Source organism: Caballeronia mineralivorans PML1(12) (assembly GCF_001028175.1).
GTDB classification, from domain to species: domain Bacteria; phylum Pseudomonadota; class Gammaproteobacteria; order Burkholderiales; family Burkholderiaceae; genus Caballeronia; species Caballeronia mineralivorans.
This window is the reverse complement of the sequence record NZ_AEJF01000108.1, coordinates 15,746-41,712: the sequence shown is the minus strand read 5'-3', so window position 1 is coordinate 41,712 and position 25,967 is coordinate 15,746. Positions and strand designations below refer to the sequence as shown.

General features: G+C 57.4%; 22 protein-coding genes and 3 pseudogenes. 13 read left to right on the top strand and 12 right to left on the bottom strand.

Annotated elements, in window-relative coordinates; genetic code table 11:
• Positions 1–95: 95 nt before the first annotated feature.
• The 7 genes from maiA to EOS_RS16990 form a co-directional block, all read right to left on the bottom strand.
• On the bottom strand, positions 96–740 hold the full coding sequence (gene maiA / locus EOS_RS17020) for a maleylacetoacetate isomerase (protein ID WP_047847836.1): 645 nt from the start codon (positions 738–740) through the stop codon (positions 96–98).
• An 11-nt stretch (positions 741–751) separates the two neighbouring features.
• Complete coding sequence (locus EOS_RS17015) at positions 752–1,450, bottom strand: fumarylacetoacetate hydrolase family protein (protein ID WP_047847835.1); 699 nt, start codon at positions 1,448–1,450, stop codon at positions 752–754.
• An 83-nt stretch (positions 1,451–1,533) separates the two neighbouring features.
• Positions 1,534–2,580: a gentisate 1,2-dioxygenase gene (gtdA, locus tag EOS_RS17010; protein WP_047847834.1), complete on the bottom strand. Its 1,047-nt coding sequence runs from the start codon at positions 2,578–2,580 to the stop codon at positions 1,534–1,536.
• A gap of 103 nt (positions 2,581–2,683) precedes the next feature.
• The gene (locus EOS_RS17005; protein WP_047847833.1) at positions 2,684–2,995 is read right to left on the bottom strand and encodes a non-heme iron oxygenase ferredoxin subunit; all 312 of its coding nucleotides are present in this window, start codon (positions 2,993–2,995) and stop codon (positions 2,684–2,686) included.
• Between the two features lie 8 nt (positions 2,996–3,003).
• The gene (locus EOS_RS17000; RefSeq protein ID WP_047847832.1) at positions 3,004–3,477 is read right to left on the bottom strand and encodes an aromatic-ring-hydroxylating dioxygenase subunit beta; all 474 of its coding nucleotides are present in this window, start codon (positions 3,475–3,477) and stop codon (positions 3,004–3,006) included.
• A gap of 1 nt (position 3,478) precedes the next feature.
• Complete coding sequence (locus tag EOS_RS16995) at positions 3,479–4,735, bottom strand: aromatic ring-hydroxylating dioxygenase subunit alpha (RefSeq protein WP_047847831.1); 1,257 nt, start codon at positions 4,733–4,735, stop codon at positions 3,479–3,481.
• Between the two features lie 41 nt (positions 4,736–4,776).
• A complete protein-coding gene (locus EOS_RS16990) occupies positions 4,777–5,763 on the bottom strand; it encodes a 2Fe-2S iron-sulfur cluster-binding protein (RefSeq protein WP_047847830.1) in 987 nt (328 codons plus the stop codon).
• Between the two features lie 132 nt (positions 5,764–5,895).
• Between EOS_RS16990 and EOS_RS16985 the strand changes: the two genes are divergently transcribed.
• From EOS_RS16985 to EOS_RS16955, 6 genes and pseudogenes are all read left to right on the top strand, one after another.
• Positions 5,896–6,798, top strand: coding sequence for a LysR family transcriptional regulator (locus tag EOS_RS16985; RefSeq protein WP_047847829.1), 903 nt, complete (start codon positions 5,896–5,898; stop codon positions 6,796–6,798).
• 70 nt (positions 6,799–6,868) lie between these two features.
• A pseudogene (locus EOS_RS49245) lies at positions 6,869–6,973 on the top strand (3,4-dihydroxy-2-butanone-4-phosphate synthase); the annotation flags it as partial.
• Between the two features lie 477 nt (positions 6,974–7,450).
• Positions 7,451–7,941: pseudogene (locus EOS_RS43980) on the top strand (3-oxoadipyl-CoA thiolase); the annotation flags it as partial.
• A gap of 60 nt (positions 7,942–8,001) precedes the next feature.
• Positions 8,002–8,997: a quinone oxidoreductase family protein gene (locus EOS_RS16970; protein WP_047847828.1), complete on the top strand. Its 996-nt coding sequence runs from the start codon at positions 8,002–8,004 to the stop codon at positions 8,995–8,997.
• Positions 8,998–9,204: 207 nt separating this feature from the next.
• Positions 9,205–9,717 (top strand): tautomerase family protein, encoded by a 513-nt coding sequence (locus tag EOS_RS48145; RefSeq protein ID WP_235442848.1) that lies wholly within the window; start codon positions 9,205–9,207, stop codon positions 9,715–9,717.
• Positions 9,718–9,960: 243 nt separating this feature from the next.
• Complete coding sequence (locus EOS_RS16955; protein WP_047847825.1) at positions 9,961–10,323, top strand: putative quinol monooxygenase; 363 nt, start codon at positions 9,961–9,963, stop codon at positions 10,321–10,323.
• 468 nt (positions 10,324–10,791) lie between these two features.
• On the opposite strand, the gene EOS_RS16950 is transcribed toward EOS_RS16955, so the two are convergent.
• Positions 10,792–11,490: an SDR family NAD(P)-dependent oxidoreductase gene (locus EOS_RS16950; RefSeq protein WP_047847824.1), complete on the bottom strand. Its 699-nt coding sequence runs from the start codon at positions 11,488–11,490 to the stop codon at positions 10,792–10,794.
• A gap of 169 nt (positions 11,491–11,659) precedes the next feature.
• Between EOS_RS16950 and EOS_RS16945 the strand changes: the two genes are divergently transcribed.
• Positions 11,660–12,598, top strand: a complete 939-nt coding sequence (locus EOS_RS16945) for a LysR substrate-binding domain-containing protein (RefSeq protein ID WP_235442847.1) — start codon at positions 11,660–11,662, stop codon at positions 12,596–12,598.
• 730 nt (positions 12,599–13,328) lie between these two features.
• On the opposite strand, the pseudogene EOS_RS49240 reads toward EOS_RS16945, so the two are convergent.
• From EOS_RS49240 to EOS_RS16930, 4 genes and pseudogenes are all read right to left on the bottom strand, one after another.
• Positions 13,329–13,590: pseudogene (locus EOS_RS49240) on the bottom strand (electron transfer flavoprotein subunit beta/FixA family protein); the annotation flags it as partial.
• Between the two features lie 34 nt (positions 13,591–13,624).
• Positions 13,625–14,803 carry an acyl-CoA dehydrogenase family protein gene (locus EOS_RS16940; protein ID WP_047847822.1) on the bottom strand — a complete coding sequence of 393 codons (1,179 nt, stop codon included), beginning with the start codon at positions 14,801–14,803 and terminating at the stop codon, positions 13,625–13,627.
• Positions 14,804–14,813: 10 nt separating this feature from the next.
• Positions 14,814–16,022 carry an acyl-CoA dehydrogenase family protein gene (locus tag EOS_RS16935; protein WP_047847900.1) on the bottom strand — a complete coding sequence of 403 codons (1,209 nt, stop codon included), beginning with the start codon at positions 16,020–16,022 and terminating at the stop codon, positions 14,814–14,816.
• Between the two features lie 36 nt (positions 16,023–16,058).
• Entirely contained in the window at positions 16,059–18,185 is a 2,127-nt protein-coding gene (locus tag EOS_RS16930) for a 3-hydroxyacyl-CoA dehydrogenase NAD-binding domain-containing protein (protein ID WP_047847821.1), read from the bottom strand.
• A 117-nt stretch (positions 18,186–18,302) separates the two neighbouring features.
• On the opposite strand from EOS_RS16930, the gene EOS_RS16925 reads away from it, so the two are divergent.
• From EOS_RS16925 to EOS_RS16895, 6 genes are all read left to right on the top strand, one after another.
• On the top strand, positions 18,303–19,202 hold the full coding sequence (locus EOS_RS16925) for a LysR family transcriptional regulator (protein ID WP_047847899.1): 900 nt from the start codon (positions 18,303–18,305) through the stop codon (positions 19,200–19,202).
• Positions 19,203–20,364: 1,162 nt separating this feature from the next.
• Complete coding sequence (locus tag EOS_RS16915; RefSeq protein WP_053063913.1) at positions 20,365–20,904, top strand: flavin reductase family protein; 540 nt, start codon at positions 20,365–20,367, stop codon at positions 20,902–20,904.
• Between the two features lie 69 nt (positions 20,905–20,973).
• The gene (locus EOS_RS16910) at positions 20,974–22,095 is read left to right on the top strand and encodes an LLM class flavin-dependent oxidoreductase (RefSeq protein ID WP_047847819.1); all 1,122 of its coding nucleotides are present in this window, start codon (positions 20,974–20,976) and stop codon (positions 22,093–22,095) included.
• Between the two features lie 125 nt (positions 22,096–22,220).
• Complete coding sequence (locus EOS_RS16905) at positions 22,221–23,270, top strand: 2,3-butanediol dehydrogenase (protein WP_047847818.1); 1,050 nt, start codon at positions 22,221–22,223, stop codon at positions 23,268–23,270.
• Positions 23,271–23,333: 63 nt separating this feature from the next.
• Positions 23,334–24,107, top strand: a complete 774-nt coding sequence (locus EOS_RS16900; protein WP_047847817.1) for an acetoin reductase — start codon at positions 23,334–23,336, stop codon at positions 24,105–24,107.
• A gap of 174 nt (positions 24,108–24,281) precedes the next feature.
• Positions 24,282–25,721, top strand: coding sequence for an NAD-dependent succinate-semialdehyde dehydrogenase (locus EOS_RS16895; protein ID WP_047847816.1), 1,440 nt, complete (start codon positions 24,282–24,284; stop codon positions 25,719–25,721).
• The last annotated feature ends 246 nt before the right edge of the window (positions 25,722–25,967 follow it).

Genomic DNA, 25,967 nt, shown 5'->3' with positions numbered 1-25,967 from the left:
AGCCCAACTGGCGCGAGGATAAATAACATTGTCCTCGCGCCCCATTCCATGGGAGCTCTAAACCAGGCCAGGGCAAGCGCCTGGCCATGTTTCTGTTACGGCGAGACAAAATCGGGCTGAAGTCCAGGTTGCGCTGCATCAAACGCCGGATGAGAGATCGCGTGGCGATAAACGGCCATGCTCGTTGGGTACGCATCCAGGTTGCACCCCATCCTCAGCGCGTTCGCAATCTGTGGAACGAGACAACAGTCGGCCAACGTAGGCTGTTCACCAAAGCACCAGGGGAGTCTGCCATATTTCGAGAGCAGCCGTTCAACGCCGCTCATCCCCTCGGCTACCCAATGCTTGTACCACTCGCTCTTCTGCTCCGGCGTGACATTCAGAACAGTATCGAGGTACTTGAGCACACGAAGGTTGTTGACCGAATGCATATCGGAAGAAATCAGCTGTGACACTTCCAGCACACGCGCACGTTGCTCGGGCTCTGCAGGAATGAGCTGCGGCTCCGGATAGCGGGTGTCGAGCCAATCGACGATCGCAAGTGACTGGCCCAGGCTGAACTCACCATCCGTCAACGCCGGAACGGCAGCCGAGGGATTTACCCCTTCGACATACGCTTCTTTGCGGTGCTCACCGGTCCGGATGTTGACCGGAACGTAGTCAAACGAAACGCCCTTGAGCTCAAGCGCGATACGTACCCGATACGAGGTCGAGCTATTGAAAAAACTGTGCAGTTCCATGACGCCCCCCTCTACACCACGCGGACGTGAAGCTCGCCCAGCTTCTCAACGCCTACCGTGATCGAATCCCCTGCGTTTACTGCGCCAACGCCTTCTGGCGTTCCTGTGTAGATGACGTCGCCCGGCTCAAGGCGGAAGAACTTCGATAGGTCGGCGACGGTCTCAGCAACCGACCAGATCAGATGCGCGACGTCGCTCTGCTGCTTCGTTTCGCCGTTCACCGTCAACCATATGCCGCCGTTTTCAAAATGCCCGACGTCACCCGCCTTGTGAATCGGGCCAATCGGCGCGGAGCGATCAAAGGCCTTGCCGATTTCCCACGGACGCCCCATTTCGCGCATCTTCATCTGCAAGTCGCGGCGCGTCATGTCGAGGCCGACGGCATAGCCCCAGACGTGATCGAGTGCATCGGCTACCGCGATGTCGGACCCACCTTTTCCGATCACCGCGACCAGCTCCGCCTCGTAGTGGAAGTTGTTAGTTTGAGGCGGATAGTTCAACTCCAGCGACTCGCCATAGGCCACCGGCACCACCGCGTCTGTGGGCTTGCAGAAGAAAAACGGCGGTTCGCGATCGGGATCGAAGCCCATTTCACGCGCGTGTGCAGCATAGTTACGGCCGACGCAATAGACGCGGCGCACAGCATAATGCGCATCGCTACCCACAATAGGCACAGCGACGGGTGCGTCAGGTTGAAAAACGAATTCCATAACAAGAGTCTCCTGATAGCTAACTGACTGGACGAATGTGTGCGAAGAACGCTCAGCGCATCCCTCGCACCGAAGGCGAAAACTTAGTCGCGCTTTTCACGCAGCAAATTCAGCGCTGAAAGGATGGGGCGATCTGAATAGCTGAAAAGCACGCTGTCGTCATTGGCCTCCAGACTCACTGGCTGCCACGACGGCACGACAAAGATATCGTGTGGTGCGAACTCGAAGTGTGCATCGCCGATACGCACGCTACCCTTGCCTTCCACGACACAAAAGATGGTGGCGTCGGTCGTGCGATAAGTCTTCCCGGAAAATCCGGCTGGCAGAAACTGCATGAATGTCGCAATGGTAGGCATCGGCCAGCCACCCGTCACAGGATTGAGGTAGCGGAGTTTGACGCCGTCCCATGCGTCCAGCTCGCCATTGCGATGGAGAGTATCGAGTGCTTCCCGGCTGCGCTCATAGGGATAGCTGAAGATCGGCGACGTTGGATCGCTGACCACATGACGGACAGGAACCATGTTGTGCCCAAACCGCGCAAAGCTGTCGCCCTCCGGGCGTAGCACCGGTTGGCTGGATTCGGGATAGCTTTCAGCGAATCCAGCGTCAAGCGCCCCAACGACAGGAATGTCCAGACCGTCAAGCCACACAACCGGCTCGCCACCGTCGGCGACGCCCGGGTTCCCGTGGTCATGCCAGGTCCAGGAAGGCGTGATGATGAAATCACCGGGATGCATGGTGGTGCGTTCGCCGTTGACCGCGGTCCAAGCACCCCGGCCTTCCATGATGAAGCGCAACGCCGACTGAGTATGGCGATGACTCGGCGCAACCTCGCCGGGAAGGATCAACTGCAGGCCGGCGTAGAGCGCCGGTGTAATACTTGATTTGCCCGGCAGGCCTGGATTTTCGAGCACAAGTACTCGCCGAACCGCTTCCTCGGCGCTGATGATCGAGCCGGCCTGCATGACCAGATCGCGAATTGAAGCGTACTTCCAGATAGCTGCCTTGGCCTGCGGTCGCGGCTCTTTGGGCACGAGGTTGTGCAACGACTCCCAGAGCGGAGATAGCTGTTGTGTCGAGAGTTGCTGATAATAGGCAGCGCGCTGTTCTTTGACCGTATTAGCAGTCATGCGTGTCTCCTGATGATGGTCGTCCCTGCATCTACGCTCTCGCGGTGCGAGAGCTCACGGAATGTGTCGCCGAGCGACAGTTTCTTCAGCGCCCGGTGTCGGGCTAAATTTCGATGTAGACCGAACCGTTCTCGACCTTGATCGGATACGTTTGGATATCCTCGGTCAACGGTTCGCACATGGCCTTACCGCTGCGTACGTCGAACTTGCCCTGGTGCAGCGGGCACTCGATCTCGTGGTCATCGAGGAATCCATCGCACAGACGGGCGTGTCCGTGCGTGCAGACGTTGTCAGTTGCATAGACCGCTCCATCGACGCTGTAGATAGCGACCTCGCGTCCGGCGGCGATTACAGCCGTCACATCGTCCGCCGGTATGGCGACCAGTTCGATGACCTTCGTCCACTGCTTTGCCATCTTTCACCTCAAATCGGGTAAATAATCGAGTTCGCGATCATTTCGCTGTCGAACACGCAGATGCGGCTGGCGAGCTTTAGTCCGTCAGGCGTGCGTCGGACTGAGTCGATATAGCGGCCCACATTGAACACACTCGTGAGTTCGTCAGGCTTCGTACGAAATACCGCGTAGTTGGCCTGCGCCTCGATGTGCCCCGCATTGACTGCTGTTACCTTTGGAATACTAACTACATGCCTTTGGTAGTACGGGTCATGGAAGATGGTCTCGGTCATGCCGTAGACACGGTCCTTTAACATGCCCTTGCTTTCGAACGCGAGCGTCGAGAGCGGGAAGCCACGATCATAGTTTTCGCGCGGCTGAATCTTGTAGACGCAATCGTCCACGAAGAACTCCGGCCAACGATCCCAATCGTTGCTATCCAAAGCAAGGGCATAGTCGGTGTATAGCGCAAGCAATTGTTGCCAGGTTTCGAAATCGAGCATCTCAGACCTCCATCACACGGCGCCAGTAGGCGTACATCCCACGAATCAGGGTCTCCGTGACCATGTGGTCCGAGTCCGCGACTTCTCGCCCCCCGAGTTCAGCGATGGTTCGATGGAATGGCTTCTGCTCGAAGCCCTCCTGCGAAAACTCGATGACTTCGCCGTCATCGGCGGAAACAAACCCCGCTGGGCCGAACAGGTTGGCCTGGCGCAGCCGCCGGCGGGTCATTTCTTCGTTATCGTCCTCGAACCCGAAGTGCGTCCAGACAAAGTCGAACGAGCCGTGACCATTCGGCTGAATGTGCCGTGTGGAAAGCGAATTGACCTGTTGCTGGATGATGACGCTCGGGAACAGGGTCATCAGAACTGCAGTCGGGCCGCCCCACCAGGTCTCATGCACCACGTCGAGGAAACGGTCGTCGTTGAGCGTCATCTGCTCCTTGAAGCTGGACACGCCGTTCGTGACGTCTCCCTTCCCGCCAGAACCCCGGGTCGAGATCATCGCAGCATGGCGGAACTGCTCGTCCATCTTGAGTTCGGACTTGTTATCCGCGCGCCACAGCCCGAACGTAACGAACCACGTGTGCAGCAAGCCCGGGTGGTACGGGTCCTTGATATTTTCCTGCATCAGTTTCCAGTTTCCTGGAATGCGCTGCCGGTTATAGCCATAGATCCTGAGTTTGCGACCGTCGAATACGCGGTCGAAATAGCTAAGGATGATTGGACCTAGGTAGTCTTCAAGCGAAGGCGCGTCGTGATCGAACGACGCGAAAATGACGCCATTACGCGCGGCAACCTTCAGCTTCGTCAAACCGTGCTGCTTAGGATCGAAGTCCGCCGGCATTCCACCGTTGACCCTTCCGTCTGCCTTCACACCACGACGGAAAGGCACACCAACGAGATTGCCCTTCAGGTCGTAGTTCCATTGGTGATACGGGCATGTAAAATCCTTCCGGTTGCCAGACTTCTCGCGACAGAAGCGCACGCCTCGGTGGGCGCACACGTTCTCCACCACGGCGACCTCTCCGTCGTTAGTCCGCGTGACGATAACCGAGCGCTCACCGACCACGGTGCGCTTGAAGTCACCCGCATTTGGAATCTCTGCTTCAAGCCCTACGTAACACCAGTGGCCCGAATAGAAGAAGCGCTCAAGCTCCTTGCGATAGGTTGAATCGTCGGTATATGCCCAGAACGGGATGCGGCTTGAGCCGTCTCCCTTCCATTCGGGCCGTGTAAAGACAATGGGGGCCTCATTCATGGCTTGTCTCCTGATACGGAATTAATTGACAACGTCGGTGTCTACACACCGCTCGCGTAAAAAGCATCCGCGTAGATATGGTCGGGATCGACACCCTTTTGGCGCAACAGGATGGAAGCAGCATCCACCATCACCGGTGCTCCCGCCAGATAGGCGCGCCAGCCGGTCATGTTTTTCCAGTCAGCGTTCACCGCTTCCGTGACAACGCCTGCGCGATACGGGCTACCCGCTGTGCCGGCCGCGACCACGACGTGCACGATGAGGTCCGGCAGCGCCTCGCGAATCTCATTGAGCCAACGAACGCCATATACGTCCTCGGACGAACGAACGCCGAAATAGACGTGCACGGGGTTGCGCATGCGGGCATCGGCCATACCACGCAGGATCGAGAGAATAGGCGCTAGCCCCGTCCCTCCTGCAATACATACGATCGGACCGGTATATTTCTTCCGTAGGTACGCTGTTCCGAGCGGGCCGCTGAGACGCACTGTCTTTCCGACTGTGAGATCTGTCGCCACGTACGAGGTGACGCGGCCGCCCGGCACCAGACGAATGTGAAATTCGACTTCGTCCGAATTCGCTGTGACCGCCATCGAGTACGGCCTAATATGCTGCGGCGTGAATTGCAGGGTGGCGTACTGTCCCGGCGAGAATTCGAATAACTTGGGCAGTGCGAGCCGCACCCGTTTTATGTCGTGCGTCAGGTCCTCGATCCCCACAACGGTCGTCTTGATGATCTTCGCTGGATGCGCGACGATCTCGTCGACCTCCGGGATTTCTATCACACAGTCTTCCACGACCGTCGTCTGGCAGGCCAGCACCGATTGCCCGTTGGCGGCAGGCAAATTGGAATCAGTCGCGCCAGTTACAAGGACGTTTCCCGAAACGACACGGCACCGGCACGTACCGCATCGGCCGGCCATGCAACTGTATGAAACCGGAATTTGATTGCTACGCAAGGCTTCGAGCAGATTTTCGCCCGGACGTACATCAAGCGTGCGCTGAAGCGGCAGGATTGAAACTTCCATGGAACCAGTGTCTCCGATCTGGACAACTTATGGCCCCATGATGCTTCGAATGACAAAATTGATAAATAGAACATTCTTGATATTTGATATCACCAGGATCAATAATATATGACATGCTTTCGGAGACAAGGGATGGAACTTCAGGAAATCGACCTCAACCTGCTCGTCGTCTTCAATGAACTACTGCGGCAGCGGCGCGTTTCGGCCGTTGCGGCTAGCCTTGGGATATCTCAGCCGGCTATCAGTAACGCGCTAAACCGGCTCAGAAAGGTACTAGGCGACGAGCTCTTTCTTCGCACCTCCAAAGGCATGGTGCCCACGCCGTTCGCCGAGACACTTGCTGAACCGATCGGCTATGCGCTGGGCACGATCCACAACACGCTGAACGTGACGCCTGAGTTCGACCCCGTCACGACCTCTCGCGCTTTCACCATTGCGATGACCGACATCGGCGAAATCTATTTCCTTCCCGGTCTAATGAAACGACTCGCACTCGAGGCATCAGGAATCAAGATAAGCACGGTACGGAATCAATCCGACACGCTGCGTGACGAAATGGAGCGCGGCGCGGTCGATCTAGCGATCGGGTTTCTACCAGATCTCAAGACAGCCTTTTTTCAGCGGCGACTATTTCGGCAGCGTTACGTCTGCCTGTTCCGGAAAGGGCACCCTTTCGCGGAAGCAGGTCTGACAATGAAGTCATTTCTCAACGCTGAGCATGTCTCAATCATTGCGGAGGGCACCGGACATGGCATGGTCGATACTGCGATCCAGCGGGCAGGCATACAGAGGAACGTGCGACTGCGCGTGCCCCACTTCGTAGCTGTCGGGCACATCCTGCAGACAACTGACTTAGTCGCCGTCGTCCCAGAGGCATATGCGAACCGAACCCTCGCGCCGTTCGATCTGCTGAGTGCGCCATGCCCGGTCAAAATTCCGGACATCACTATCAATGTTTTGTGGCACGCGAGAAATCATCGCGAGCCGAGCAATCAATGGCTGCGCCAACTTGTGTTCGACGAATTCGCCCTCTAGCCTCGACTGTGCACGAAGAAAAGCACAACCCCAACAAGATCGGCGATAGATCTTGCGCGCATTACCGGTGATGGCGCACGGTTCGCCTCTGACCGTCGTCGATGATGAGGATCAAGAGAGTGAAGGTAACCTGATTGTCGGTGCAGAGAAAGTGACAGCTGAAACTGTTGCTTTCATGGTCCGTTGGACTAGCGGAGTAATGTGCGGCACCTTGCCAGTGGAGAGGCTACGTGAGGCTCGCGCCGCTCCAGGTGCCGACCTTCAGATCCGCCTTCGTGGTAGCAACGCGCGTCCATTTGCTATCGAACACGAGGAGGGGAATCGGAAGGTACCGCATACGATCGCCCTCGTACCGAGAAGGCATTACGCCAAGTCCAGCACCCAGGCTCCAATGGGTGACATTCGGTGCATCGCTTAACCACGTAAATCCGTCTCCCGGCCTGCCGACGAGCTCCGCATTTTCAGCTTCGGCCGCAGCTGTTCCCGAACACAGAATGGCCAATGCCATGGCCGACAGTAAAGGTTGCTTCCGGTAACATCTTTTTTTCACAGTCGCTCCTGACAAAATGAAGCGAGACGGGATCGACTGTATGTCTGATGCACTTACCAATTACTTACTGGAGAAAAGGCCAGAAAATCGCGCTCCAATGATGCGGGTAATGCGTCGGGCGTCAAAGACGGCGCGGCGGCGTCGCTGCTCGCCAACGAGAAAACCGCGAAGAGCCTTGCTTCACGCCGCGTACACGCTTGCACGGCATGCCAACGGCCGCGGATGCGTCGCGCGTGATAGAGATCGGCCCGGCGCCCGCGACGCGACGCGAAAGTCATTGTCGGATCTGAACATGACGATCGACCAGTTCGACGAGATCGAACTCAACGAAGCCGTTCGCATCGCAATGCATCGCTATGATGCTCACACTCAATGTCGCGGATGGCGCCGCTCGCGTGAACCCGAACGGCGACGGAGTTGCACTTGGGCATCTGCTCAGCATGAGCGACGCTCGTCTGGTGACGACCGCGACGAATCAATTGCAACGCACGCAAGGGAGCTTCGCATTGTGCACAATGTGCATTGGCGTCGGCCACGGTGTTCCTATCGTGATAGAAAATTCTTCGATTTACAGCCTGACAATTCCTTGCTAACCCATAGAGTACAGGCAACCATTTCTGGCAGCCATAACCTGCAATGTAGTGAGGTATGTCATGCAATCAGTCAGCGGTTCGATCGTCATGCGCCAATACGGCCCCCCGGCCGTATTGCGATTCGAAACCACCCGTTTGCCCCCGCTCGCTCCCAACGACATCCGGATCCGGACAATGGCGGCCGCCATCAATCACACGGATCTCAAAATCCGCGCTGGGAACTGGCCAATTGCAAAGGTGGCTCCGTTTCCCTACGTTCCTGGTGTCGAGGTGGTGGGGGCGATCGAGGCCATCGGCGAGAGCGTGACGGGTCTTAGGGTTGGCCAGCGTGTCATTACAATGATGCAGGGGCTGGGTGGCGTTCGCGCGTGGCGTCCAGGCGCGTATGCGGAATACGTCGACGTGGCGGAAGGATCGATTGCCCCGTTGCCGGGCGATATCGATATTCTGCAAATAGCGGCACTTGGTCTGGCTGCCGTGACGGCGTTTCATGGACTGGAGCGCATCGGCACTTCGACGAATCGGCGCATCCTTGTGACCGGTGCGGCGGGCGGCGTGGGTTCCGCCGCCACCGCGATCGCCAGCGCAACCGGCGCAGAGGTCGTTGCGCTAATCGCGCGACAGGAGCAGGAGGAACATGTACGCCGACTGGGCGCACGAGACGTGGTTGTCATACCGAAGGGGGACGATCTACCGCTCGGACAAGATCAGTTCGACGGTGTGCTCGATACAGTAGGTGGTGTTCTGTTCCCGAAACTATGCGCCGCGTTGCGCCCAAAAGGTAGGTTGTCGCTCGTGGGCGCGGTGGGTGGTGGCAACGTCGGCTTTGACGCTTGGCACCTCATCAAGCCCATCGTTTTGACCGGCTACTCGACCGAGAGCCTTGACGGTGACGGGTTACGCCTTGCGATCGAAATGATCGTATCGGCGGTGCTTTCCGGCAAACTCGCTTCGATCCCCTATCGTACGTTGCCGCTACGTGATGCCGCACTCGGCCACCAGCAACTAGAGAGTGGGCAAGGGAGCGCCCGTTTTCTACTGGTTCCCGGTGAATGACAAAGTCGCACCTGGGCGGAGTTAAGCGCCATTACTAGGACGTATGGCGTTCGGCCTATGGACCCCTCTGCTCACTTTCAGCGCGTGCTATCACACGCCCGTGCCGCACGGATAAGTTATCAAATCGCAATCCATCGGCAGTGCGCTGACGATCTGCGACAGTAGCCTTGATTCAACAGCCCAAACGCGGCGAGCTTGATATCGTCGTTGGCAGAACTTCATCGCAGGCCGACGATATGCGGACACAATCAATCTGATCACTCGTACGAAACGCGCTCGGAGCCGCGTTGGCCGTGGCTGACCCGCAACCTACCGGCCGGCTGTTATCAAACTGCCCAGGTGATTTTCAATCTCAAAACGCTCATTGTCGACTTTTTTTCTACTCTAATCGTATATTCCGGTTGTTTATCCTCGTTGACGACTCCGATAGACTGCTTCTCGAAGTTCACCCGCTGGCGTGGCGGCTCACCCATACCGCTGCTACTGCGCAACATCCACCGCATATTCTTTGAGGACTCCGTCATGCCCGTCGTACGTGTGAGCTGGTTCGAAGGCAAGGACACTACCGCCAAAAAGGCAGTCGCCGCCGAAATCACCGAAAGCATTGTCAAGAACACCGGTACCGATCCGAAGTATATCTATGTCATCTTCGAAGACATCGCCCCGTCAGATTGGGCTGGTGCTGGTCAACTGTTTGGAGAAGGTCCAAAGTCCTCCTGACGCCATCACTGCAGAACGGGCGGGTTTGTCCGGCCGCCGTTTCTCTCGTCTCTGCGTTCGCTGGGACGCGAGAGTTCGCGTTTATCGCGCTCTTCGCCTTTGAAAAGTCGGCAGCCGTATCTTTAAATGCGATGCCCTCTCCGACAACAGGTCGATAGCGCGAGTCTTCGCAGACATTCGGATCAGGTTGGCAACGCCTCGATGCCGTGACGAGCGGCAAAATTTAACGCGATGAGAGATACCATGCATAACGAAATCACCTGTGTATTTTCCCTCGAAGTCCAACCCGGGAAATTCGACGAGTTCAAGCAACTGGTAGCGCAAATAGTCCCGCTCGCCGGAGCTGAGCCCGGTACGATCATGTACGAATACAGCGCGAGTCACGATGGCAATACCGCACATATCGTCGAGCGTTATCGGGACTCCCGGGCGATCGTCGAACACGTCGAACAGACGTTCGGACCTTACGCCGAGCGGTTTCTATCCCTCGTAAAGGTCAAGGGGCTCGTCGTCTACGGCAATCCCGACACTGGGGCACGCCAGAAACTCAACGCGTTCGCCCCAATCTACCTCTCCCAATTCGACGGTTTCAAGCGCTGGGATTAATATTCCCCTCGCCGCTCGCGACAATTCGATAGGATTGCCACGCTTTGTCCCCACCGTGTGGGCGCGGCGGTGTTCCTCGAACAGACATGACATCAGCTAGTTAAGCAAATCTGCCATGTATCTGGATGCCAGCGATAGAGATCGGCATCGTGATGCTTGACGCCTTGACACGAGCGTCGGTCAATACTTCGTCAGCGCCGGTTTGCGCGAGCCGATGTAATAGGCTCTCCCCCACATTCAGATACGATCGAACAACAGCCCTCCATCACGACCCCTCCCTCCGGCTGAAAGATTGACCGCAAGGTGGCCCTGCAACGCTCATTCCACCGACGAGAGCGCAAACGCAAGCGGGGCTAAGGACAGTCAATACCGCCCACAGCGCCGCGATGATCGCGAATGCCCCAGGAAATACCGGTCGCCGCCCGAAGTATGACCGCCGACACCCTGCTTCTCGCGGCTACAGCGTCCTTACCAAGGGATCGTGTTGCCCTGATAGTCGACGAACACAAGACCCGGCTTGCCAGCATGCTGATCGATCACATCGGCGAGGCCACGCACGCTTTCTTTCACCTCGACTGGCGCATCCGGTCCACCCATGTCGGTTCGCACCCAACCCGGCATCAGGGCCAGGAACGAACGCTGACCGCCGGCGCGCACAACGAGGCTGCGCAGTAACATATTGAGCGCGACCTTACTGGCGCGGTACGTTTCATAGCCGCCATCCGTGTTGGTGGAGATGCTGGCGAGCGCTGTCGACATAGCGGCCACGCGTCCCTCGGCCTTTACAACGCGACTCAGCGTTTCGATCACGCGCAGTGGGCTCAACGCATTCGTGACCATCACGTGCGCAAATTCCTCCGTGGTAATTTCGTTGATCGTCTGGTTTGCGTTATCGCTGACGCCAGCATTCACGATCAGGACGTCGAGCGACTCGCCGCGCAGGCTGTCGGCCAGCGCGGAAATCTGATCGCGATCGTTAATGTCGAGCGTTTTGACGACCAGTCTGCTGTCCGCATTCGCCGCCAAGCCAGCCAGTGCGACTGAGGGCCTGCGCTCGGTCGCAATCACTCTCCATCCTCGGCTGAGATATTCGCGAACAAGACCCAGACCGATGCCGCGCGATGCGCCAACAATTAGGATAGACGGTTGATATTGAACTTCAGACATACGGCACCTCAAGAATGGTAGACCAAAGAAAGGCTGACTGCATCGCAATCTCGGGCGGATCGGGCGCAAGCGGTCACTGCATCGAATTCGTTGCAGCTGACACGGCTATCATGCTATCGGCGAATTGACCGCTGATAAACACGCTAAAATGCGACATTCTGTAGAAAATATGTCGACTATCTTCGTCCTAGGCCATCCTATGATTCCATTAGAATCGCTCAACGGGGTCGCCACGTTCGTCGCGACGGCACGTTCGAACAGCTTCACCGAAGCCGCGGAAAAACTCGGCATTTCTAAATCGGCGGTCGGCAAATCGATTGCCCGGTTGGAGCAGCGGCTCGGCGCCAATCTGTTTCACCGGACGACTCGGCGCATAACCCTGTCCGCCGACGGCGAGGCTTACTTTGCCGCATGCGCGTCGGCGCTCGATGAAATCGCCGCGGCAGAATCCGGTCTCGGCCCGCGCTCCCGTGAGCCTGTTGGGCGCTTGCGGATCGACATGGCGTCTGCATTCGGCCGGCAGTTTATGCTGCCGATCCTCTTGGAGATCGGGAACGCTTACCCCGGGTTGCACTTCACGATGACCTTCACCGACCACGTGATCGATCCGGTCGAGGAGGGAGTCGATCTCGCCATTCGTTTCGGCGAACTGGCAGACTCGAGCGGCGTGGTGGCACGGCGACTGGCATCGCAACAATGGGTGATTTGTGGATCCCCCGCGTATCTGGCACGTCATGGCACGCCACAGAACCTCGACGATATCGACGAGCACCGATGCGTTGTTGGCTACCGCCGCGGCCTGCCCTTATCGTGGCGAGTCAAGCAAGATGGCCAGTCATTCCGGCTGCATCCTCCACCGACGCATCAGATAAGCGATGGCGAGGCGATGATCGACGCTGCCGCGGCCGGGCTCGGTCTGTGCCAAATGCCACTGTCGCTGTTCCGCAAGCCTATCGAAGCGGGCCACCTCGTCACGGTCCTCGACGACTATCGGCCCGATCCCGTAGATGTCCATGCTATATGGCCGAAGGTGGCTCACCTGCGGCCGAAAGTCCGGCATGTCGTCGATGCGCTCATCGAGCTAGGAAGTCAGGGACGTTTCGATTGAGCTCGACATGTTGCGCATATGCCGCCGTGCTCGCACCTCGGCACGAGCAATTGCGTCTCCCGTGGCGGCGCGCGAAACGCATCCGACAGGCAATCGATCAGGCAGCGGACATTATTAGCGACTTCTGCCGCTGGGTTAGTCAGCACGTGGCTCTGGACTAACCGGAGCCTGGCTGCTTCACGATCGGCAATCGAATCGCACCTTACGTCGACATTGTACTTTGCATCGATCGCACTGGACGTCGTGTGCTGCATGGCTGACTTTCGGCTTCATCCCCTGTGGCGAACGCCCCAACTACGCAATGATCCTCGCTGGAAAATCACGCGCGGTGGCGAAGACGTTGAACGACGCGGCATTTCCCGCAATCTGGCTACGCCACGTCCCTTTCTGATCCCGGATGCCGCAGCAAATCGCACACTGTTGAGTGGCAGTTCCGGCAAGGGATTAAGGGGGCTTTGTCAGTCGGTGCCGACCTCGAGAGAAATAGCGGCGCCGAGACACTCGAATAGCAGAGTCAAAGTCCGGTTCGGTCGCGAGGTGCTTGTGATCTACACTCACAAGCCACCCCTGAGCTGATCTACACCACCTTATACGGCCCTCATCGTAAAGGCCGGAGAACCACCGCCAAAGAGATGCGTCTTCCTCGTTAGCAATCTTCGCTGCGTCAGACCGCACCTGTCCGGGACGGACAATCGACATGTCTAGCTCCAATGGACTGGTGTGCCCTGGCCGATTCGACTAGGATCGCTCGATCCGCGGCGGTCGCCATCGCGGCACACTGCATCTCCTGATTTACGTCACGCCGCACGACACAGCAACGACCTCAGCCGTCACACCGGCTTCGCGCAAGCGGACCGCTTCCTCAACAGCTGGTCTCATCGAAGGGGTTCATTGATATCTTTCATTCGCGAACTCGACATTCGAATTGTCCGATTTCACGCAATCTTCGCGTGATAGTCGATCAACCGCCTCGCAGCGATCAGCATCTTCATTGCTCAACTCCGGTACTGACAGTAGCAGCGAAAGCTATTTGTCCACTTCTTGCGATCGATTGCCTGCCATGAAGGATTCTCTCGACGCACGGCACAATGCGATGTAGCGATCAAGGTGATGGTCCTCGTCGCCTAGTTGATGATCGATGAGCACGAGACGCTTGGCATAATGCGAAACCGGAAGCTCCCACGTCATTCCGATTCCACCGTGAAGCTGAATGCATCCTTCGGCGACAAGCGCACCGACCCGACCGATGGTGTACTTCGCAGCTGAAAGCGAACGTTCACGGTCGGTGCGATTTGCGCTTAGCGCCGCAGCGGCATTGATCGCTGACGATCGCGCTTGCTCAATCTCAAGTAACAGGTCCGCCATACGGTGTTGAAGGGCCTGAAAACTGCCGATAGGAACGCCAAACTGCTTGCGTGTACGGAGGTAGTCCAGCGTCTGGTCCTTCGCGACATCCATTGCGCCGACCGCTTCAGAAACGAGCGCTACTAGGCCGTAACCAATAACGTATTCAAGCGTGGCATGACCTTGCCCCTCGCTTCCAAGTAAAGTGCCAGAGTCGACTTCCACGTCTTCAAGTACGATCTCCGCCGCGCGCCCGCCGTCAATCTTCCTATACCCGCGCACGTGCATTCCTTCCAAGTCGCTGGGCAAAAGAAATAAAGAAATCCCTGTCTCGTCGCCGGCACTCCCAGAGGTCCGTGCGGAAACGAGCAGCATATCTGCGTGCTCGCCATGTTGGACGACACCCTTCGCGCCATTTAAAAGCCAGCCCTCACCGTACTTCTCCGCACGAGTCGCTACCTGCGACGCCTCATAATGAGAACCAGGCTCGTCATGCGCTAGAGCGACAATGCGCGTTCCTTCGATCATCCGCCCAATCTGCATGCGCTGTGCTTCATTGCCGCACTGCGCAATCGCACGCCCGACGATCAGCACGTCCAGGAAGGGTTCAACGACAAGTCCGCGCCCAAGGGATTCAAATACAACGGCAACGTCGAAGCCGTCTCCGCCAAAGCCGCCGTCCTCCTCATCAAACAACGCCCCTATCACGCCCAACTCGGCGAACTGGTGCCACATGTCGACGTTAAATCCCTCATCGGAAGTCGCGATCCGGTCGCGTGTCTCAAAGCCATATTGTTCGGCGATGAAACGGTTAAGCGAATCCGCGAGCATCCGGCGCTCTTCAGTGTGCTGGAAATTCATTGAGGTACCTTTACAGCCCGAGAATCATCTTCGAGATGATGCTTCTCTGAATTTCATTGGAGCCGCCAAAGATCGACAGCTTGCGATTGTTGAAATATTGCGATGCGGCGCTAGCGGCCTCAGTTGGGCCGACCTGCGGACCGTCATAGCCCTCCTCAAGCGCTTCCTCGATCAACGGTTGCGCATAAGGACCCATCGCGCGACGTAGGAGCGACGAGATCTCCTGGCGGATCTCGGTGCCGCGGATCTTCAGCATCGAGCTTTCGGCGCCGGGTACTCCGCCGCCTGCGACGGCTGCAATCACCCGAAGGTTGGTCGTCTTCATGTTCTGAAGGTCTATCTCGACGCGCGCCAGCCGCGCAGCGAATTGCGGATCATCGAGGAGAGGATGGCCATTGCGCTTGACCGTTTGCGCAGCTCCCTTAAGGCGCTGGAGCGCAGCTACAGAAAAGCCGACGCCCGCAATATTCGTTCGCTCGTACGTCAACAGGTACTTCGCGTAAGTCCAGGCCTTGTTCTCCTCTCCAACGAGATTCTCTGCCGGCACCCGGACGTCAGTGAAGAACACTTCGTTCACTTCGTGTTCGCCGTCCAGGGTGATAATTGGCCGCACTTCGACGCCCGGCGTGTTCATATCGATTAGCAGGAAGCTGATGCCTTCCTGTTTGCGCACGTCCGTGGCGGTCCGCACGAGGCAGAAGATCATGTTTGCGTACTGCGCGAGTGTCGTCCAGGTCTTCTGGCCATTCACCTCGTAGTAGTCTCCGCAGTTATCGGTTCGTCGCACTGCTGTCGTGCGTACCGACGCGAGATCGGACCCTGCACCGGGCTCGGAGTAACCTTGACACCACCAGTCAGATCCATCGAGAATGCGTGGTAGCCAGTAGCGCTTCTGCGCTTCACTTCCATATTTGATAAGCACTGGTCCGAGCATGTTGACGCCGAAGGGCACGATGCGTGGAGCCCCGGCGATTGCGCATTCGTTCTCCAAGATGAACTTTTGCACCGCGTTCCAGCCGGGGCCACCATATTCTCGTGGCCAGTGATTTGCGAGCCAGCCCTTGTCATTCAGAATTCGATGCCACTCGGCCATGTCATCGCGCGTAAGGCGCTTTCCCGCATGTACCTTGTCGGCGATGCGCCGCGGCAGCCGTTCGCTCAAAAAACGCAGTACCTCTAGCCGAAATGCTTCTTCTTCGGGATTAAAATTCAGGTCCATTGGATAAGTCTCTTCGAAGATGTGAACGCGCAACAATCACGCAGTTTGGTTCAGACTGGCGAAGTTATTTCCGCTTTCGACCAACTTCACCAAGAGCGGCGACGGACGCCAGAACAAGGGGTCTTCCTTTTCGAACTCGCGGATGTCGGCAAGCACGTTCGCGAGACCAACGGTGTCCGCATAGTTCATCGGCCCCCCGCGATGCCGGGGGTAGCCGAAACCATTGATCAGCGTGACATCGATATCGAGTGGACGCAGCGCGATTCGCTCGTGCACAACATTCGCACCCTCGTTGATCATCGCGGCCATGTAGCGGCGAATGATCTGCTCATGGCTGAAAGTGCGCGGCGTGACGCTCGCGCGTTCGCGCTCCGCAGCGATGATGGCCTTGACTTCCTGGTCCTGCGTACCCGTGCGACTGCCTTGTTGATAGAGATAGAAACCGCGCGCGGTTTTCTGGCCGAACCAGCCACGTTCGCACAGCCGGTCCGAGATCTGCACATAGCGCGCGTTCGGATCTCGCGTGACCGCGCGGCGCTTGCGGGTAGCCCAGCCGATGTCGCCGCCAGCAAGGTCCATGACCTGGTAAGGGCCCATCGGAAAGCCGAAGTCGTGCACCGCCTTGTCGATTTGGTACGGCGAGGCGCCATCCTCCATCAGGTGGTCAGCGGCCGCGCGGTAGACCGCGAGAATCCTGTTTCCTATGAAACCATCACACACTCCGGCTCGCACCGGAATCTTGCGGAGCTTTTTCGCAAGGTCGAACGCAGTTGCGACGACCTCAGCGTTGACACGTGCTGGCACCACGACCTCCAAGAGCTTCATGATGTTCGCCGGAGAAAAGAAATGCAGGCCCACCACATCTTGAGGGCGAGAAATGCTGGCGGCGATAGCGTCGATGTCCAGATATGACGTATTGGTCGCGAGCACCGCACTGGGCTTGCACACGCGCTCTAGCTCCGCAAAGACCGCCTGCTTGACAGCCATATCCTCAAATACGGCCTCGATCACCATATCGCCGCCCGCGAGCGCGTCATAGGAGATGCTGCCGGTAAAACAAGCAAGCTTCTTTCCCTTCTCGCTGTCTGTCAGGCGACCTTTTGCAATAAGTCCGTCGTAGACTTTTTCGACGTGTGCGCGACCGCGTGCGAGCGATGCGTCGTCACGTTCGATCATCGTGACGGGCAATCCTGAATCGAGCAATGCAACTGCGATGCCTGCGCCCATCGTGCCGCCGCCGACCACGCCGACAGCATGAATCGGGCGTGGCACCGCGGTGCGGGTCTCAGGCGCCTTCTGCACTTCGCGTTCAGAAAAAAATGCGTGCACGAGGCCGCCACGTTGCGGGCTGTTCAGACATGCGAGGAACTGCTCCCGCTCGAAGCGCAGACCTTCTTCAAATGGCATTGTTACGGCGGCGTCGACGCAATCGACAATCTTCAACGGCGAAAAAAGACCCTTCGAACTCCTTGCAATGTCTGCTCGTGCCGCGGAGAGCGCGGGAGCGCTTGACTCTCCATGCGCGAGTCCCAGTGCATCACGTGTGCGACGAACCGGTGCGTGTGCCAGAAGCAACTCCTGCGCGTATGCGAGTCCTTCCGCGAGGATGTCGTCGCTCTGGCCAACACGGTCGACGAGACCGAGGCTCAAGGCCTCCTGTGCACCAACGTGACGTCCGCTCAGCATCAAGGACAATGCGGCCTCAACGCCGATCAGGCGTGGTGCGCGCTGAGTGCCTCCCGCGCCGGGCAACAGTCCCAGTTTCACCTCCGGCAAGCCGAGCTTCGCACCATCCACCGCGATCCGATAGTGTGATGCCAGAGCCACCTCCAGGCCTCCGCCAAGCGCTGCGCCATGAATCGCCGCGACAACCGGCTTACGGCACGACTCGATGCCATTGCAGACGTCCGGCAGCGTCGGGAGTCGCGATGGCTTGCCAAACTCGCGAATGTCCGCGCCACCTATGAAATTGCGGCCCGCACCGATGATCAACACTGCACGCGCGGCATCGTTCATTTCTGCTGCTTCGACCGCGGCCAGGAGACCTTGTCGCACTTCGACGCCCAGTGCGTTGACGGGCGGATTGTCGACGATGACAAGCAGAATATTTCCATGGAGCTCGTGCGTAACGACGACTGATTGAGAAGCGATGGATGGCGTCATCGGCCGTGTATCCCTAGCTTGCGAAGCGTTTCGATGATTCTCACGTCGACGGCAGGAATTGACAATCACATCAGTCATTGACAGACTGTCAAGTATTTTTTGACACTGAGGTAGATGGTGGACGTACACTCCCTTACCCTGTTGGTCGAGATTCTTGATGCCGGCAACCTCAGCGAGGCCGCGCGCCGACTCAAAATGAGCCGAGCAAATGTCAGCTATCACCTCATCAATCTCGAGAAGTCGATCGGATTACAGTTGGTGCGCAGGACAACGCGGCGGGTCGAACCGACCGAGATCGGGCTGAAGCTTTACGAACACGGCCGGACTATCCAGAACGCTTTGCTTGCGGCAAACGAATCTGTGTCAACACTCGGCCAAAGTCTCCAGGGACGCGTTCGCCTCTCAGTGCCAAGCGGCTACGGGCAGATCGTCATGTCCGACTGGTTGATAGAGTTCAGACGTCAATACCCTGGCATCGTGCTCGACGTGATATTCGAGAACCGGGTCGAAGACTTGTTGCGTGATGAAGTGGACATTGCAGTACGCGTCATGTCAGACCCACCACAAAACCTCGTCGCGCGCGATTTGGGGCCAGTGCGTTATGTCGCTTGCGCCTCGTCTGCTTATGCGGAGCAACACGGCATGCCGGTCCGTCTCGAAGACCTCCGCACTGCGCCCCTGATCACTTCTGCTGTCGTCGGACGCCAACTTCGCGTCGCTGCTTATCTGCACGATGATAGGCACGAGGTATTGCTTGAGCCGGGCCTTATTTCGGAGAATTTCTTGTTCCTGCGTAAGGCAATTCTCGCTGCACTTGGCGTTGGTATCGTGCCGGACTATGTGGTCCAGGAAGACATCATTAGAGGCGACGTCGTCACTGCCTTGGACCAGTGGCGCCTCAGCATTTTCGGCACTCACATGTACATGCTTTACATGCCCAATCGCCACCACACCCGCGCGACGCTAACCTTCATAGAGTTTATGCTTGACAAAGCTCATAGCGCGGGCCGCAGGTAGATAGTCGCCACCCAGGTAGCAAATAAATCTACATCTGTGGTCGCCCGTCCCATGAGAACACCGATGCCCGCGATAGTGCCGCAGACGCAAGGGAAAGGATGCTGTCGGTCAGTGGCGCGCACATGGCCACTGTGGGAGAAGACCCAGCGGGCGGACATGCCTGTCAAGACCTGCCACACGCTCAAGACCCTACCTCTGGACTCGCATTTGAATGCGGTCGGGTTACTTAAACACGAAGACCATCCCACCGAGGGCAAGACAATGGCGATCCGGTCGACCATCAGCTCCGATGACGCCTATCCCTCTCCAGGAACATTTTCACAGCCGCGCGGATGGGAGACCTCCGAAGTTCTGGAAGAGATTGGATACTTCTCAATCGAAATCGAACAACTTCTCGCCGAACATGCCGTAGTTGCCAGTACCTCAAACAAAGCTAGTCCTCTCGTTCGGGAGCAGACATGCGCGTCTAAAGTTTGATTCGTGCGGGATCGGGTGTCGCAAGGCCGACCCCCACGAGAGCAGACTCACTCCGGAGAGTTTCCGCTTGAACTAGCGGTTTTGGATGCGCAGTTGGATCCTCCAACCCCACTGCACCCCTTAGCGGCCAGGACGTCAGTTCTGCATGCCCCAACTTCAGCACCGGTTCGAAGCCGAGGTGGCCGCGAAGTCAGACAGTTCGAGCATACGACTTCGCGTAGCAAGGATTTTCTAGCTCCAACGGTGGACGCTGCGATCACTTTTCCGGCCGCACCCGCCGATACCGAATGCCCATTTGAGATTCTCCTCGACCCCGCGCTCATAGTCGCGGCTTTCTGTGCTGAACATTGAGCAGTGTAGTGGTGGCCACTAAGCACGGAGCACGACCGCGACTTTTGACGAAGAACGTGGATGCTTTGTGTGTGCAGCAAGCTCCCATCAGGGCTCAAAGCGTATTCCTGGTTAACCATTAAACACCTAATGGTCGAGCATGAACGGGGGTGCATCAGAGCTAAAGCGGCGGCCGAATTTGGCGCGCGACAGCGGTGTCCCGCGGTGTCGCATGGTGTCGCATCTGCGACATATCGGAAGAACCCAAGTCATTGATTTAACAAGACAGAACCAGTTGGCAAGGGTCGTGCTCTATGTGGTGGGCCTTCAACCCCTTCACTGACGAGGTGACCTCATGAGCCAGACCTCCAATCTTAACGACGCCATGTTTGATCCGGCGCTTGCAGGTGACTTTCGCATTGCAATGCGCCGTATCGCCTCATCGGTGACCTTGGTAACGAGCCGAGACAGTCATGGCAATCCTCATGGCATGGCGGCTTCGGCCGTCATACCCGTGTCGATGGACCCGCCCTCAATGCTGGTCGCCGCCAATCGCAGCTCAGGCCTGCACCCGGTAGTCCAGTCAACGGGCCACTTCTGCATCAACCTCCTCGGCGAATCGCACCTGGATCTTCTGCCGCCGTTCTCGCAATCCTCCAGACGCAGCGAACGGTTTGCCTCGGACGAATGGCGCGAAGGGACCAGCTCCCTGCTCTACCTCACCGGTGCACCGGCGGCCATCTTCTGCGAACTCGATCACCACGTCGATTACGGCACGCACACGCTTTTCATCGGCCGAGTCACCGGTGTTCGTCTTTTCGACCAGGACGTTGATCCGCTTCTCTGGTTCAACGGTGCCAGCGCAGGCGTCTCGCGTGAAGCAGCAATCGCCTGATTTATTTCCCAAGATTCATGACTTGATTTTCGAGGCAAACCGCCTCGCTACAACTGAGAAGGAGACGATATGAAACTCGGTCTGTTTGGCATGCCGCTTCACCCCCCCACTCGTTCGTTGGGCGATACCGCCGAAGAAAACGCTCAGAAGGTGATCTACGCCGACGAGATCGGCTTTGACGAGGCTTTTTTTGGCGAACACACCTCTTGCACCACTGAGCCGATTGCTTCGCCGCTCATCCTGTTGGCTTCAGTAATTCGCCAAACGAAGCGGATCAAGCTCGGCACTGGCGTCATCGCGTTGCCGAACCATCATCCCGCGCTCGTTGCAGCTGAAGTCGCACAGTTCGACCATATGTCACAGGGGCGGTTCATCTTCGGCATCGGCCCCGGTGGTCTCTCCAGCGACATGGAAATGTTTGACGTCGAGGATACTGCCTATCGCACCGAACGGATGATGGAATCGATCGACACGATCCTGAAGATCTGGTCGCAGGATCCCCCCTATGACATCCAGGGGAAACACTGGAACGTCTCGCTGAAGAAGTCGGTGATCCCCGAATTAGGCGTCGGTTTCATGCCCAAGCCGTTTCAGAAGCCTCATCCAGAGATCTCGATGACAGCGATGTCGCCCTTCTCAGGCAGTGTCAAGGTTGCTGCAATGCGGGGCTTCGGCGCAATGACAGCAAACTTCTGCCCAGAGTATGTCGTTGCCAGCCATTGGAAGAAATACGTGGAAGGTTGTGACGCGATCGGTCGTGAGCCATCGGGTGATGTCTGGCGTGTGGCGCGCAATCTGGTGATTGCTGAAAGCGACGCAGAAGCGCGTGATCGCGTGATGGATCCCAAAGGAAGTAGCTACTACTACTTCGACTACATGTGGCGAATCTTGAAGGCCGTTGACTATACGGCGGTGATGAAGGACGACCCGAAACAGCCAGACGATGAGGTGACAGTAGAACAACTGATCGACAGCATGGTTATCTATGGATCGTCGCAGACCGTTCTCGACAAGCTCGTCGCTTTCAGGGAGCGAGTGGGTCCGTTTGGCGGCCTGATGATGGCTTCGATGGACGGATCTGGGAAGAACCGTGAGTGGGAATGGGAATCGATGCGGCGTCTGGCGACCGAAGTCATGCCTGGTCTGCGTAGTGCCGCAACTCAATCGGATAAAGCCGCACAGCCGGCATAAAAGAATCAGAACCTGAATGATGCTTTTTGCAATGAGCACGTTGCGAGAGGCCCAGTTTGAATGGACCTCTCGCACAACGTTCAAGTTATTGCCTCTAGCACCGGGGCACGGAAACAGGAGACAGCATGCGAGCAGCGGTTTACTACGGCAACAATAACCTGGTGATTGAGGATGTTCCTGAGCCGTCAGTATCTGAAGGGACTGTCAAGATTAAGGTAAGTCGCAACGGGATTTGCGGAACTGATCTGCACGAGTACTACGACGGCCCAATATTCGTGCCGAAAGTGGACCCACACCCACTGACTGGAAAGAAAATCCCGATTGTCCTCGGCCACGAGTTCTCTGGCATCGTCACTGAGGTAGGCCTCGGTGTAACCGACCTACACGAAGGTGACAGCGTTACGATCGAACCCATCTATCGGTGCGGAGGATGTCGACCGTGTCGAGGCGGCTACTACAACCTATGCAACTGCATAGGCTTCCATGGGTTGATGGCGGACGGCGGAATGGCCGAATACACGGTCGTTCCACGCAATATGGTCCACAAGCTTCCCGAAACGGTGCCGGTGGAAATGGGTGCTCTCGTAGAGCCCATGTCTGTCGCCTATCACGCAGCAAAGCTCGGTGAGGTCAACGATCAAAGCCGGGCGCTTATTTTTGGGGGTGGTCCAATAGGTATTGGTCTCTGGTTCGCACTTCGCAGTATGGGTCTCACCGAGATTGAGATTGTCGAACCATCCGAATTCCGTCGTAAGACCCTTGAAACGCTTGGCGCCCGCACACTCGATCCGAACCGCGTGAACGTCACAGAGTTAATTGCTGAACAGACGAACGGGGATGGCGTGGACGCTGCATATGACGCAGCAGGGGTCCCGGCAGCCGTCGCTTCAGCCCTTGACTGCTTGGGCGAACGTCGGCCTCTGGTCAGCGTTGCAATCTATGACAAGCCCATACAGACGCCGTTACTCAGCGCAGTGCTACGTGAAAGACGCATCCAAGGAACGATCTGTTACACCAGCGACGACTATAGGGCCGTTATTGACCTCATGTCGAAAGGCCACTACGAGACGACCGGCTGGGTGGAAACTGTTCCGCTGACGAGTGTTCTGACGGAGGGCTTCGCGGAATTGCGCGCCGGGCGAAGGATGAAAGTGCTCGTCGATCCAACGGCGTGATTCCTGCGCTTTGGTCGTTATCAAGCCGTCAAGTTCGATCTATTCGAATCAAGGAGACAAACCATGACAGTTGCACACGTTACCGGTGCCGCGCGCGGCATCGGAAAAGCCATTGCTCTTCGGCTTGCCAAAGATGGCTTCCACATTGCGGTCTCAGATCTTCCTTCGATGGAAAAGGAACTCGAGCACACCCGCAATCAGATCGAGTCAATAGGCGTCAAAGCAATCAGTCTGTACGGCGATATCTCCGACCATCGGTCGGTCCGAACTATGATTGAAGATACGGCCAAGCGGTTGGAATCGCTCGATGTGATGGTCGCTAACGCGGGAATTGTGCAGACCAAGGCCCTTCTCGATGTCTCGCCCGAAGAATATGACAAGGTACATGCCGTCAATGGTCGGGGCGTCTTTTTGTGTTACACGGAAGCGGCCCGGCACATGATCAAGCAAGGTACGGGCGGCAAGATCATTGGTGCCTGTTCCATCGCTGGGCATAAAGGGTTTCCGCTTCTTGGCGTTTATTGTTCGTCGAAGTTCGGCGTCCGCGCGCTAACTCAAACGGCCGCGCAGGAATGGGCGAGTCATGGCATTACTGTCAATGCCTACTGTCCTGGTATCGTCGACACGCAGATGTGGGTTGAGGTTGATCGCGACCTCGGCACCATCAACAAGCTTGGCAAGGGCGAATCGATGAAAGCCATGGCTCAAGCAATCGCTCTGGGCCGCGTCTCGACGGGCGGTGATGTTGCCGGGCTCGTTTCCTGGCTCGCAGGACCTGACTCGAACTATATGACGGGACAATCGCTCCTGATCGACGGCGGCATGTTGTTTGTCTGACCGCGATACGACGATGCGATCGTTTCCGACAACGCAATGGGTGTACCTGGCAGATCAGCCGTATCCGGGTCTCGGTCACACGGTCATCCTGTCAGCTTGTTGTTCGCCCAGAAGCAACACGAAAGCTGGTCAGGATGGCTCTCGCTTCAACGTCCTCCTCCCGATGCATAATTCATGAACTACTTGAACACACAACTCCATGTAGACGGGCGGTGGCAGGATGCAGAAGACGGGCGAACCCAGGCCGTCTTAAACCCAGCCACCGACCAAGAGATCGGGCAAGTTGCCTACGCGGGCACAGCCGATCTCGACAGAGCGCTCGCGGCCGCCCAGGGAGGTTTCGAACGCTGGCGCTCGATGACGGCCTCAGAGAGAGCCAGGATCATGCACGACGCCGCTTCGTCCTTGCGCAGTCAAGTCGACGCGACTAGCCGGCACCTCACCCTCGAACAAGGGAAGCCGCTGGCTGAGGCACGAGCCGAGTGCCTCGCGGCGGCGGACATCATCGACTGGTTCGCTGAAGAAGGCCTTCGCATTTATGGACGCATCGTTCCTTCACGAACGAGTCTCTCCGTTCGGCAGATGGTAGTGAAGGATCCGGTTGGCCCAGTTGCGGCATTTTCCCCGTGGAATTTCCCGATCAACCAAACGGTGCGAAAGGTAAGTGCCGCTCTTGCCTCTGGGTGTTCTATCCTCGTAAAAGCACCGGAGGAAACGCCTGCCTCACCGGCGGCGCTTATCCGAGCGTTCGTTGACGCCGGGATTCCGCCAGGCGTGTTAGGTCTCGTTTATGGTAACCCGGCAGAAATCTCCCGCCATCTCATTGCCAGCCCCGTGATTCGCAAGATAACGTTCACGGGCTCGACTCCCGTGGGCAAACAGCTTGCGGGGCTGGCGGGCCAACATATGAAACGCGTGACCATGGAGCTCGGCGGCCATGCGCCAGTGATCATCTGCGAGGACGCTGATATCGACCTAGCGGTCAGGACGGTTGGCGCCGCCAAGTTCCGTAATGCAGGTCAGGTATGTATATCGCCAACGCGTTTTCTCGTGCATGAGAGCGTCCATAGAAATTTCGTGTGCGCGCTGGCTTCATACGCCGGAAGTTTGAAAGTCGGGGATGGTTTGGCCCTGGACACAAACATGGGACCGCTGGCCAACGGGCGTAGACTTGACGCAATGGCCCTGTTCACGGAGGACGCCATCCACGCAGGTGCGGAAATAGTGGCAGGTGGCAAGCGCATCGGCAAAACGGGTAATTTTTGGCAGCCTACCGTTATCGACAACGTACCGACATCTGCGGCGATATTCAATGACGAGCCTTTTGGTCCAATCGCGGCGGTTCGTCCATTTTGCAGGCTTGAGGATGCGATAGCGGAGGCCAATCGCCTTCCGTTCGGACTTGCGGGCTACGCGTTTACGAACTCGCTGAAAAACTCAGACTTGCTTGCGCGAAACCTGGAGATTGGAATGCTTTGGATCAACATGGCCGCTGCGACCTCCGCCGAGATGCCGTTCGGTGGAGTGAAGGACTCAGGGTTCGGATCCGAAGGCGGTCCTGAAGCTCTGGACCAGTACTTGAACGTACGAGCAATTACCATCGCGAATGTTTGAGCATCTTTAATGACGAAGCATCACCTGCGGCGAACCCCAACAGAGCCGTTCGCTAAGCTTAATGTTAGCGATTGCGGCATTTAAGCGGTCGTAGATGAGCACAACAAGGGTCCTTCCAAAGAAGAAACGAATATCAACGGCCGTTTGGCCGTTCTGAGCGGAACCAGCATGCAACGTGGCGTTTGTCAGCATCGAGAAGAAATGCCGGCGGGCATGTATCATGCCTATACACGACACGAGCCACAA